General features: G+C 68.8%; 9 protein-coding genes. 8 read left to right on the forward strand and 1 reads right to left on the reverse strand.

All coding sequences use genetic code 11. The annotated features are described in order from the left end of the window. Positions 1–1,656, reverse strand: a complete 1,656-nt coding sequence (locus tag ACFVVM_RS09100; protein ID WP_387615105.1) for an ABC transporter substrate-binding protein — start codon at positions 1,654–1,656, stop codon at positions 1–3. Between the two features lie 244 nt (positions 1,657–1,900). Between ACFVVM_RS09100 and ACFVVM_RS09105 the strand changes: the two genes are divergently transcribed. The 8 genes from ACFVVM_RS09105 (at position 1,901) to ACFVVM_RS09140 (ending at position 12,215) form a co-directional block, all read left to right on the forward strand. After that, the gene (locus ACFVVM_RS09105) at positions 1,901–3,538 is read left to right on the forward strand and encodes an ABC transporter substrate-binding protein (RefSeq protein ID WP_387615108.1); all 1,638 of its coding nucleotides are present in this window, start codon (positions 1,901–1,903) and stop codon (positions 3,536–3,538) included. Between the two features lie 14 nt (positions 3,539–3,552). Next, positions 3,553–4,587 carry an ABC transporter permease gene (locus ACFVVM_RS09110; RefSeq protein WP_387615110.1) on the forward strand — a complete coding sequence of 345 codons (1,035 nt, stop codon included), beginning with the start codon at positions 3,553–3,555 and terminating at the stop codon, positions 4,585–4,587. Next, positions 4,584–5,456 (forward strand): ABC transporter permease, encoded by an 873-nt coding sequence (locus tag ACFVVM_RS09115; RefSeq protein ID WP_387615113.1) that lies wholly within the window; start codon positions 4,584–4,586, stop codon positions 5,454–5,456. The genes ACFVVM_RS09110 and ACFVVM_RS09115 overlap by 4 nt, the downstream gene beginning before the upstream one ends. Continuing rightward, positions 5,453–7,108 (forward strand): dipeptide ABC transporter ATP-binding protein, encoded by a 1,656-nt coding sequence (locus tag ACFVVM_RS09120; RefSeq protein WP_387615116.1) that lies wholly within the window; start codon positions 5,453–5,455, stop codon positions 7,106–7,108. Before ACFVVM_RS09115 ends, ACFVVM_RS09120 begins: the two co-directional genes overlap by 4 nt. After that, positions 7,105–8,397: an acyl-CoA dehydrogenase family protein gene (locus ACFVVM_RS09125; protein ID WP_387615119.1), complete on the forward strand. Its 1,293-nt coding sequence runs from the start codon at positions 7,105–7,107 to the stop codon at positions 8,395–8,397. The genes ACFVVM_RS09120 and ACFVVM_RS09125 overlap by 4 nt, the downstream gene beginning before the upstream one ends. A gap of 170 nt (positions 8,398–8,567) precedes the next feature. Beyond that, the gene (locus ACFVVM_RS09130; RefSeq protein WP_387615121.1) at positions 8,568–9,734 is read left to right on the forward strand and encodes an acyl-CoA dehydrogenase family protein; all 1,167 of its coding nucleotides are present in this window, start codon (positions 8,568–8,570) and stop codon (positions 9,732–9,734) included. A 23-nt stretch (positions 9,735–9,757) separates the two neighbouring features. Next, on the forward strand, positions 9,758–10,789 hold the full coding sequence (locus tag ACFVVM_RS09135) for an aldo/keto reductase (RefSeq protein ID WP_387615123.1): 1,032 nt from the start codon (positions 9,758–9,760) through the stop codon (positions 10,787–10,789). Positions 10,790–10,877: 88 nt separating this feature from the next. After that, complete coding sequence (locus tag ACFVVM_RS09140; protein ID WP_387615125.1) at positions 10,878–12,215, forward strand: NtaA/DmoA family FMN-dependent monooxygenase; 1,338 nt, start codon at positions 10,878–10,880, stop codon at positions 12,213–12,215. Positions 12,216–12,231: the final 16 nt, after the last annotated feature.

Here is a 12,231-nt window from a genome sequence, read left to right on the forward strand (position 1 = left end):
CTACCTCGGCTCGATCCAGGTGTCGTAGAAGACATTGCGCGACTGCGCCTCGTAGCCGATGCCGTGCACGCGCGGTCCGGCCGCGGTCACCTGGGCCGGGTTGTAGACCGGCACGGTGAGGACCTGTTCGTCGAGCAGGAATCGCTGGGCCGCCTCGGCCGCCGCGGCGCGCTCGGCGGGGTCGAGGGTCTTGCTCACCGCGCTGAGCTTGTCGATGGCCTCCTGATAGAGCGGGTGCTCCGGCGAGAGCTTCGCGGAGTTGGTGTACTGCGGCGAGTAGACCTGTTCGAGCACGGCGATGTCGGCGCGACTCTGGTTGGCCACCTGGATGTTCCAGCGTTTCTGCTGGGTCGCGGCGGCGGTGTAGTCCGGGATCGGCAGCACGTTGAGCTTCAGGTCGATGCCGATCTTGCGCAGATCCTGCTGGATCAGCTCGTAGGCGGGCTTGTTGTTGACCAGGTTGTTGATGCCGAGCAGGGCCAGTTCGAGCCTGCGCCCTTGGTCGTCGACACGGATGCCGTCGGCACCCTTGCGCCAGCCCGCGGCCTCGAGGATCTGTTCGGCCTCGGCCTGGTCCTGGCGCAGGCTCGCGGAGAGGTCGACGTGGCCGGGTACCCGGGACGAGACCGCCGAGCTCGACACCTGGTAGCTGGGGGTGAGCACCGTCTTGGCGAGCGCGTCGCGGTTCCAGCCCAGTTTCACGGCCTCGCGCACGGCGCGGTCATCGGTCGGGAACAGGTCGGTCTTGAAGTCGAAGGAGATGTCTCGACCGGGGATCAGCTGCGGAATGATCCGGTAGCCCTCGGCTTTCAGCGGCGCCTCGTCGGTGTTGTTGACGTCGAGGATCGCGTCGACCTGCCCCGCGCGCAGGGCGCCGGTGCGCACCGCGGCCTCGGGGATCACCGAGATCTCCACGGCGTCGAGATAGGCCTCGCCGGTGTGCTTGCGGCTGGCGGGCGCCCAGTTGTACCCGGGACGCTTCTTCAGCACGGTCTTCTGCTGGTAGACGTGCTCGGCCACGACGAACGGACCGGTCGTCACCAGGTTCTGCGCCAACCCGCGCTGTTCCTTGGGCAGTTGCAGCGTGGAATGGCCGACGATGCCCGAGAAGTACAGCGACAGCGCCTGCAGGAAACCGGCATTCGGCCGATCGAAGGTGACCTTCACCGTCGTCGGATCGAGGACCTCGGTGCCGACATAGCCGACCCAGTACGCGGTCACCGGCACGATGCCGAGGGCCTTGTCACCGAAACCGAGCAGGTCGAAGTTCTCCTTCACCGAATCGGCGGTGAATTTCGTGCCGTCGGTGAAGGTGACATCGTCGCGCAGGTGGAAAGTGAATTCGGTGAGCTCGGTGTCGATATCCCATGAGGTGGCCAGCCACGGTTCGATGGCGCCGGTTTCCGGGTTCTGATGAGTGAGTTTGTCGGTGATATTGCTGGTGATCAGCGATTCGGGGTACGAGCTGCCCGAATGCGGATCGAGATTGGCCGGTGCGTCGAGCACGGCGAACCGCAGCGTGCCGCCCGTGACCGGCGGACCAGCATCGTCGCTGCCCGCGACCTGGTTTCCAGAGGCGGCGCAGCCGGCGAGCACGGTGGCGACGAGGGCGGCGGCGACGAACGAGGCCGCCTTCGAAAATCGTTTGGATGACATTTCGCAGTACTCCTGGGGAGGGAAGTTCACCGAAGTGTGCACAACGGCAAGTCCGCGAACAACCAAGCTGTACTTCGAGATTTGTACAGTTTTTGTGAATCGGCACCCGACCAGGACCGTGAAGGGAAACTTCAAACTCGGTGTAGGCATTCTTGGCGATTCGAATTCGCGGAATGTGGCGGTGTCGGCCTTAATCTCCGGGGTAGGCAATGACGTTCCGCTTCGACGAAAGATCCACCACCGCATGAGGAATATCCGATTCCGCAGAATCCTGGCCGCCGGAACCGTGGCCATCGCCCTGGCGTCGGGGCTCGCCGCCTGTGGTGGGCCGTCGACCTCGGCCGGCGAACCCGCGGGTGACCCCGTCTTCGGCGGCACGCTGACCTTCTACGACCCCATCGAGTACACGGCCTGGCTGCCGACCAACTCGATCTGGTCCAACAGTCAGGTCGCCAACAACCTGGCCGAGCGGCTGACCTGGCAGGACCCGAAGACCGGCGAGATCAAGCCGTGGCTGGCCGAGTCGTGGGAGATCAGCCCCGACAAGCTGAAGTACACCTTCACGCTGCGTGAAGGCGTGACCTTCAGCAACGGTGATCCGGTCGACGCCGCGATCGTGAAGGCCAACTACGACCAGCACGCCCTCGGCGACAAGGAACTCGGCATTCCGCCGGATCGCTTCTTCTCCGACTACCAGGGCTCGACGGTGATCGATCCGCGGACCGTCGAAGTCGCCTTCACCAAGCCCAATGCCGGTTTCCTGCAGGTGGCTTCGTTCTACCGGGCCGGCTCCATCCTGGCCGCGCCGTTCCTGAAGCAGGATCTCAACGGGCAGGGCCAGGCCAAGAACTGGATCGGGTCGGGTCCGTTCGTGGTGGAGTCGGTCAACGGCAACACCGGAATCACGCTCAAGCGCCGCGAGGACTACAACTGGGCGCCTGCGGGTTCCGGTCACCAGGGCAAGGCCTACCTCGAGCGGGTGATCTTCAAGACCGTGCCCGAGGCCGGGACCAGGGTCGGCGCGCTGCAGTCGGGTGAGGCGCACATCGCGCGCAACATCAGCCCCTACGACGAGGAGACGGTGACCGCCACCGGCGGCCAGATCGTGGCCTTCCCGGTACAGGGACAGACGAACAAGCTCTCCGCACAACTGGATTCGGCCACGCCGATCGTCGAGAAGGACGTCCGGCTGGCATTGCAGGCCGCCACCGATCGGCAGGAGATCAACCAGACGGTCCTCTCCCCCAGCTATCCGGTCCCGACCTCGATCCTGGTCGACGGCACCCCGCAGCGCGGTGACGCGAGCAAGTACCTGACCTACGACCTCGACAAGGCGAATTCCCTGCTCGAGGGCGCGGGCTGGCGCAAGGGTGGCGACGGCATCCGGGCCAAGGACGGCACCCGCCTGCAGTTCGAGGTCTGGGTGGCGCCGTTCTACCAGGTGTCGCAGCCGGTGCTGGAGTTGCTGCAGTCGCAGTGGAAGAAGGCAGGCGTGGAGCTGGTGATCCGCAACGTCTCCCAGACCGAGTACGAGTCGATCCGCAACACGCGGCCCGACAAGTGGTCGCTGGTGCAGGGACAGACCTCGCGTGCCGAGGCCGATGTGCTGCGCACCGCGTTCGACAGCACCGCGCAGAACGAGTTCTACGCGCCCACCGCCGACGCCAAGCTCGACGAACTGGTACGCGCGCAGGCCTACGAGTTCGACCCCGCCGCACGCACCAAGGCCATCCAGGCCATCGAGGACCACGTCTTCGGTGAGGGCTACGCGATCCCGCTCTACGACGAGACCCAGGTCTTCGGGCTGGCACCGACCGTGCACGGATTCAGCACCGAGTCGACCGCGCGCACCTGGCTCTACGACACCTGGGTCACCGGGTAACGGAGGTCTGACCGATGCGCGGTTACGTCCTGCGGCGGCTGGTGCAGGCAGTCCTGGTGCTCTGGGCCGCCTACACCCTGTCGTTCCTGTTGCTCAGCGCGCTGCCGGGTGATGCGGTGACCAACCGCATCCAGGATCCGGAGGCGCAGATCTCCCCCGAGGCGGGCCGGTTGATGCTCGAGTTCTACGGGCTCGACCGGCCGGTCTGGGAGCAGTACCTGCACGCGCTGTGGAGCGTGCTGGGCGGCGATCTCGGCTTCTCGCTGTCGACCGGGAAACCGGTGGCGCAGATGATCACCGAGGCACTGCCCTCGACGCTGGCGCTGACCGGTCTCGCGCTGGTCTTCGGGCTGGTGTTCGCCGGGGTCATCGCCCTGGCGGCCAACTACGCGCCGTGGGCGTGGCTGCGCGGGATCTTCGATTCCGCCCCCGCGCTGTTCGCCTCGGTGCCGACCTTCGTGGTCGGTGTGCTCGCGCTGCAGTACCTGTCGTTCCGGTGGCATCTGATTCCCTCGGTCGACAACGGCACGCTGCTGGCGCTGCTCGCGCCCGCGGCGACGCTGGGGTTGATCGTGGCCGCGCCGCTGGCCCAGGTGTTCGCCACCTCGGTGCGCACCACCCGGCAGCGTCCCTTCGTGCACGTCGTGCAGGCGCGGGGTGCCGGGGAGGGCTACATCTTCCGCAAGGACGTGCTGCGCAATTCGTCGTTGCCGGTGCTGACACTGCTCGGGCTGGCCGTCGGTGAGCTGATCGCCGGCGCCGTGGTGACCGAGTCGGTGTATGCCCGCCAGGGCATCGGCCAGGTGACCGTCGGCGCGGTCGGCACCCAGGATCTGCCGGTCGTGCAGGGCGTGGTGCTGCTGTCGACGGTGGCCTATGTGCTGGTGAATCTCGCGGTGGACCTGGCCTATCCGTTCATCGACCCGCGCGTGCTCGTCGACGGGCGGACCCGGCGGGTCACCGTCGTGCGGGGCAAGAAGTCCGTCGTTCCCGTTCCCGTTCCGGTCGTCGCGTCGCGGCGACTGCCTGCCGAAGTGGCGATGCCATGACCACGCTGGTGAAGACAGAAACCGTTGTCGCCCAAGAGACCCCGTCGAAGGGCCGGGCCGCGGCGCGGTGGGCGGCCAGATACTGGAGTGTAGGGCCGGCACTGCTGGTCGTCGGGACCGTGCTGCTGTGGGCGATCGTGCCGCAGCTGTTCACCGGTTTCGATCCGCTGCAGGTGAATCCGGCGCAGAAGCTGCAACCGCCCTCGGCCGAACACTGGTTCGGCACCGACCAGCTCGGCCGGGATCTCTACGCGCGCATCGTCTACGGCGCGCGGGCCTCGCTGCTGGGGTCGGCGATCGCGGTCGGTGTCGGGGTGGTCGTCGGGTCGCTGCTTGGCGCGGTGGCCGGGTGGTTCGCCGGGTTCCCCGACAGTGCGGTCATGCGGCTCATCGATGTGGTGCTGTCGATTCCGGGCTTCCTGCTGGCCATCACCATCGTGGTGCTGCTCGGGTTCGGGATCTGGCAGGCCGGCATCGCGGTGGGGCTCACCTCGTCGGCGACCTTCGCCCGGCTCATCCGCTCGGAGGTGGTCAAGGCGCGCACCAGCACCTATGTCGAGGCGGCCACCACCAGTGGGGCCTCGACCGGCGCCATCCTGTGGCGGCACGTGATCCCCAATTCGATCGGCCCGACGGTCTCGCTGATCACGGTGCAGTTCGGCATCGCGATCATCTGGATCGCCTCGCTGAGCTTCCTCGGGCTCGGCGCGCAGCCGCCGGATCCGGAGTGGGGCAGGCTGGTCGCCGACGGGCGCAACTACATCGCCACCCGCGGCTGGCTGACGCTGTGGCCGGGGCTCACCATCGTCGCGATGGTGCTGGCGACCAATCATCTGTCCCGTCATCTCTCCAGGAGGACCTCCCCATGAGCGTCGTCCACGAAATCTCGGTCCCGGCAGTCGAAGCCGACGCGCCGCCGGTGCTCTCGGTGACGAATCTGCGCGTGGGCTACCGCGCGGGTCATCGCGTCACCTCCGTCGTGCACGACGTCTCCTTCGACGTGCCCGCGGGCAAGGTGCTCGCGCTGGTCGGCGAATCCGGGTCGGGCAAGACCACCACCGCCCATGCCGTGCTCGGGCTGCTGCCCGGCAACGGCGCGGTGACCGGCGGCACCATCACCTTCCGCGATCAGGTTCTCACCGAACTGAGCGCGAAGGGCTGGCGGTCGATCCGCGGCCGGGCGATCAGCCTGATCCCGCAGGACCCGACCGTCTCGCTGGATCCGGTGCGCCGGGTCGGCCACCAGGTCGAGGACGTGCTGCGCCTGCACACCGAACTCGACGCGCAGGCCCGCCGCGCGCGGGTGTACGAACTGTTCGACCTGGTCGGTTTCACCGAGGTCGAGCGGCGCTACCAGCAGTATCCGCACGAGCTGTCGGGCGGCATGCGCCAGCGGGTGCTCATCGCCGCGGCGGTCGCCGCCGAACCGGATCTGATCATCGCCGACGAGCCGACCTCGGCGCTGGACGCGACGGTGCAGAAGCAGGTCCTCGATCTGCTCGACGAGGTGCGCCGGCGCACCGGGACCAGCGTGGTGCTGGTGACCCACGACCTGGGTGTGGCGGCGGACCGCTCCGATCTGATCGGGGTGCTGCATCAGGGCAGGCTGGTCGAGTTCGGGCCGACCGCGCAGCTGGTCGCCGACCCGCAACACCCCTACACCCGGCGACTGCTCGACAGCGTGCCCGCCCGCCGGCCGTGGGTGCGCGAGCGCACGCCGGTGACGTCCGCGACGGAAACGGTCGTCGAGGTCGACGAGCTGCGCAAGGACTACGGTGGCGTGCCCGCGGTGGACGGCATCTCGTTCCGGGTGCGCCGGGGTGAGACCTTTTCCCTCGTCGGTGAATCCGGTAGTGGCAAGTCCACCACCGCGCGCGTGCTGACCGGGCTCACCGAGGCGGATTCGGGGCGGGTCGAACTGCTCGGTACCGACATCACCCGGCTGGGTCGCCGGGAGTTCCGGCCGCTGCGCCGGGACGTGCAGATCGTCTACCAGAACCCGTACTCCTCGTTCGATCCGCGCTTCGACGTGTACGACGTGGTCGACGAGCCGCTGCGTTCGTTCGAACCACGGCGCCGGCTCCCGCGCCGGCGCAGACCGAACCGGGACCGGGTGGTGGCGGCGCTGGAAGCGGCGGCGCTGCCCGCCGATTTCGTCGACCGGCATCCGCGGGAACTGTCGGGCGGGCAGCGGCAGCGGGTCGCCATCGCCCGCGCGCTGGTGCTCGAGCCGAAGGTGATCGTCCTCGACGAGCCCATCTCGGCGCTGGACGTGTCGGTCGCCGCGCAGATCCTCGACCTGTTGCGGGGCCTGCAGCGTGATCGCGGGCTGACCTATGTCTTCATCTCTCACGACCTGGCCGTGGTGCGGGCGATCTCCGATCGCGTGGCGGTGATGCGGCAGGGCCGCATCGTCGAGCAGGGCACCGTCGACCAGGTCTTCTCTTCCCCCACCGACGATTACACCGTGCGTCTGCTCGACGCGATCGCCGGACGCGACCTCATCGGAGGACTGTCATGACCACTGCCACCACCCAGCCCGCCACCCTGGCCGAGGCGCTGCCCCGGATCCGGGCCGTCCTGGCCGAGTTCGTGCCGGGCGCCGGTGCGCGCGACCTGGCCTTCGAGCACCCCGACGCGCTGATCCAGCAGTTGGCCGACGCCGGTTTCGGCCGCCTGCGGGTTCCCGTGGAGTTCGGCGGGTTCGACGTGGACCTGCCGACGCTGTTCGATCTGCTCGCCGAGGCGGGGCAGGCCGATTCCAACATCCCGCAGATCTGGCGTGGGCACTTCACCACCACCGAGATCCTGCGCGCCGAAACCGATCTCGCGGTGCGCGAGCACTGGCTGCGGCGCATCGGCGCGGGCGTGGTGTTCGGCAACGCGCAGTCCGAGCCCTCGGCGCTGGTCGCCGAAGCGGCCGGAACCGAAACCACCGCGTGGGGCGTGACCACCACGCGCGCCCGGATCGGCGCCGACGGCGTCCGGGTGGTCTCCGGCACGAAGTTCTACTCCACCGGTGCGCGTTTCGCCGACTACATTCGCGCCGCCGTGGTCGACGACGAGGGCAACCGCGGCTTCGTGGTGATCCCCGCCCGGCACCCCGGCGTCACCCACGCCGACGACTGGGACGGAATCGGGCAGCGGCAAACCGGCAGCGGCACAACCTATTTCGTGGATGTGCCGGTCGAGGAGAACGGCGACATCGGCCGGTTCAAGGAGTCACTGCGCGGCCTGGACTCCTTCGTCCAGATCGTGCACCTGGCCAATCTCACCGGCATCGCGCGCAGCATCGTCGCCGAGACGGTGGCCATCGTGCGCGGACGCACCCGCACCAGCTTGCACGCGCTCACCCAGCACGCCACCGAGGACCCCGACATCCTGTCGGTCATCGGCACCCTGTCGGCCCGTCGCCTCACCGCGGAAACGCTGCTGCGCCACGCCGCCGAGCAACTGGAGGCCGCGCACGCCGCCGGGTCCGAGGGGGCATACAGCCGCGCCTACCTCGACACCTCCGCGGCGCAGATCGCGGTCATCGAGGCCGTACTCGACGCCGCCACAAGAGCTTTCGATGCGGGCGGGTCCTCCACTGTGCGCAACAGCGTGCACCTGGACCGGCACTGGCGCAACGCCCGCACCCTCGCCTCGCACAATCCGGTCATCTACAAGCCCCGCATCGTCGGCGACTACGTACTCAACGGCACCACACCCGTGCCCGGGTACTACAGGCTGCGCCCTTCGGTCGACGCGGACGCTGCCGCCACGCCCGAACCCGCTGGTGCAGCCGTGGCGACGAGCGGCACGCGATGACCGCCGTCGAGCGGTCGGCACCCTCGGTCACCGCACTCGACCCCGAGTCCGTGAACGGCGCTCGATCGGACTCCAGTCCGGGAGCGCACCCGTCGGCCCGCCCGGAGCGGGACAGCGCACCTGACGCCGGCCTTGGTGAGGTGCGTCGTGGTTCACGACAGCCGCTGACGGTGGACGGTATCCGGGCCGACGTGGCGCCGATCCTCCGGCGGCTGGCCGAGACCGCGCGGCAGCGCGAGATCGATCGCGACTTCGCCTTCGCGGAGGTGCGGGCACTGGCCGAGGCCGGGATCGCGCTGACCGGGATCGCCGTCGCCGAGGGCGGAGCGGGTGGTTCGTTGCGAGAGGTCACCGATCTGGTGATCGAGATCGCGCGGGCCGATTCCAGTGTGGCGCAGGCATTGCGGAGCAGTTTCCTGATCGCGAACCAGGTGGCGGGCAGGCCGGATCTGCCGCATCGGGAGGTGACTCTCGCGCGGTTGCGGAACCGGGATCTGTTCGCGGGCACCAGCAATGAACGCAGCGGCGGCGCGAGCGGGCAGGTCAACGCGACGGCCCGGCGCGACGGTGCGGAATGGGTGATCGACGGCGAGAAGTACTACTCGACCGGCGGGCTCTACGCGAACTGGTTCTCCACGCAGGCGCGCACCGAGGACGGGACCGTGCTGCGGTTCACCGTGCCGGTGGATCGCCCGGGAGTGGAACGCCTCGACGACTTCGACGCCGTAGGACAACGCCTCACCGCCAGTGGCACCACGCGGTTCACCGGCGTGCGGATCACCGACGACGAGGTCACCCCGACCGACGGGAACGAACCGGCCAACCCCTGGCAGGGCTCCTACGCCCAGCTGTACCTGGCTGCCGTCCAGGCGGGGATCGCCGCGCGCGCCCTCGACGACGCCGTCGCCTATGTGCGCGAGAAGGCGCGCCCGATCAAGCACAGCAGCGCGAGCACCAGCGCCGAGGATCCCTACGTCCGCCAGACCGTCGGCGAGATCGCCGCCCGCGCCCAGGCCGCACGGGCTGTGGTGCTGCTCGCCGCCGAAACCCTCGAAGGCGTGCGTGGGCGCACCGGCGAGAACGCCAGGAACGCGGGTGCGGCCGCCGCGGTCGAGATCGCCCAGGCGGGGGTGATCGCGATCGAATCCGCGCTGGCCGCGGCCGAACTCGTCTTCGACGTGGGTGGCGGTTCGATCACCGACCGCGCCCTCGGCTTCGACCGGCACTGGCGCAATGCCCGCACCGCCGCCAATCACAATCCCCGCCAGTGGAAGCAAGCCGTCGCGGGCGCGTTTCACTTGACGGGCGAGCAGCCCCCGACCACCGGCCTCTTCTGAACCACCGAGAGAAAGAACACCTGATGAGCTACGGCCCCTTCGACCGCACCTACACCGCCGCGGAAGACCGCTACGAGAAGGTCCCCTACCGGCGCACCGGGACCTCCGGTCTGGACCTGCCCGCCTTCTCCTTCGGTCTGTGGCAGAAGTTCGGCACCGACTACGCCTTCGCCACCCAGCGCGAGATCATCCTGCACGCCTTCGATCTGGGCATCACCCACTTCGACAACGCCGACCGTTACGGTCCCCCGCACCGCGCCGCGCAGAAGAACTTCGGCCGGGTGCTGGCCAAGGATCTCGCGCCCTACCGCGACGAGATCGTGCTCTCGACCAAGGCGGGCAACGCGATCGGCCCCAGCCCGTACCTGCGCGGTGGCTCGCGCAAGTCGATCCTGAACTCCCTCGAGCACAGCCTGCGTGATCTGGGCACCGACTACGTCGACATCTTCTACCACCACAGCCCCGACCTGAGCACTCCGCTCGAGGAGTCGGTCGGCGCGCTGGTCAGCGCGGTGGAGCAGGGCAAGGCGCTCTACGTCGGCATCTCCAACTACCAGCCCGACCGCACCCACGAGGCCGCCGAACTGCTGCGCCAGGCCGGGGTGCCGCTGCTGATCCACCAGGCCCGCTACTCGATCTACGATCGCCGCCCGGAACAGAACGGCCTGCTCGACACCGCCACCCAGGACGGGTTCGGTGTGATCGTGTACTCGCCGCTGGCCCAGGGTCTGCTCACCGACAAGTACCTCGAGACCATCCCCGAGGGCGCCCGCGCGCAGAACTCCACGTTCCTGTCCCCCGACGTGATCGACGAGACCTACCGGCAGCGCACCGCCGAGCTCAACAAGATCGCCGCGGCCCGCGGTCAGTCGCTGGCCCAGCTGGCGCTGCAGTGGGTGCTGCGCCGCCCCGAGGTGACCTCGGCGCTGATCGGCGCGAGCTCGGTGGCCCAGCTCGACCACAACACCGCCGCGCTGAACTTCCCCGATTTCACCGCCGAGGAACTCGCGCTCATCGAGGAGCACGGCGTCCACGGGACCGGCCTGAAGCTCTGACTCTCCCCCGAACACGACGCCGATGACGTGGCCGAACCCGCCCACGTCATCGGCGTCGTCCGTCTCACCGCACCAGAAGGCGACCACCATGTCCGGATTCCATTTGAACCTGTCCCTGATGACGCCGGGACACTTCCGCAATGCCTGGCGACTCGACCACGCCGATCCCCTCGCCTACCTCGACATCGACTACTTCCGGCGCCTGGCCGAGATCGCCGAGGCCGCCAAGATCGACGCGGTCTTCCTCGGCGACGGACCCGCGCTGCGCGGCGAGATCGAGGAGGCGCCCGGCACCGGTATCGACCCGCTGGTGCTGCTCGGCCATCTGGCCGCGGTGACCGAGAATCTGGGCGTGGTGATCACCTCTTCGACCACCTACAACTCGCCCTACAACCTCGCGCGCCGCTTCCAGGCGCTCGATCACGTGACGAAGGGGCGCGCGGCGGTCAATATCGTCACCACCGGAACTCCCGCCGCCGCAGCGAATTTCGGACTCACCGATCATCCCGACAAGGAAACCCGCTACCGGCGGGCGTGGGAGTTCCTCGACGTGGTCACCCGGCTGTGGGACAGCTGGGAGGCCGACTGGCTGATCGCCGACAAGGCGACGGGCCGCTACGCCGACCCCGACAAGATCCATCGCATCGATCACGAAGGCGAGTTCTTCTCCGTCGCCGGACCGCTGCCGGTGGCGCCGGGACCGCAGGGGCGGCCGGTGGTCGTGCAGGCGGGAGGTTCCGAGGGCGGACTCAAGCTCGCGGGCGATTTCGCCGATGTGGTGTTCACCGTGGCGCAGACGCAGGCCAAGGCTGTCGCGTTCCGCAATGACATCCGTCAGCGCGCCGCGGCCGCCGGTCGTCATCCCGACGACGTGAAGATCTCCCTCGGCGTGGTCGTCCTGGTCGCGGCGACCGAGGAAGAGGCCCGGCGCCGCGAGCAGGAACTCTACGACCAGCTCCCGATCGCCCGCCTCACCACCGCCCTGCTGGGCAACCTCGGCCTGCCCGCCGGCTCGTTCGGCCCCGACGATCCGATCAGCGCCGCCGACCTGCCGGACACCGTGCCCACCGGCGCCTTCTCCACCGGCTTCAGCATCTCCACCCGGGCCCTCATCGCCGAAAGCCCGCGCACCCCACGCGAACTCATCCAGCAGGGCGCGGGCGGCTCCGGCCACCGCCTCCTCGTCGGCTCCGCCGAACAGGTCGCCGACGACCTCACCTCCTGGTTCGCCGCGGGCACCGCCGACGGCTTCACCGTCATGCCCGCCGAAACCGCCGTCGACCTGGAGAATTTCGCCACCCTCGTGGTCCCGATCCTCCAGGAACGCGGCCTCTTCCAGAAGGACTACACCGCCCCGACCTTGCGCGCCCGCTTCGGCCTGCCGTTCCCGGCCGCTCCCGCCACCGCCGACAGCCTGCCCGCCTAGTCCGTGCCCCGGGCGG

The sequence above is a fragment of the Nocardia sp. NPDC058176 genome (assembly GCF_042883805.1).
Taxonomy (GTDB): domain Bacteria; phylum Actinomycetota; class Actinomycetes; order Mycobacteriales; family Mycobacteriaceae; genus Nocardia.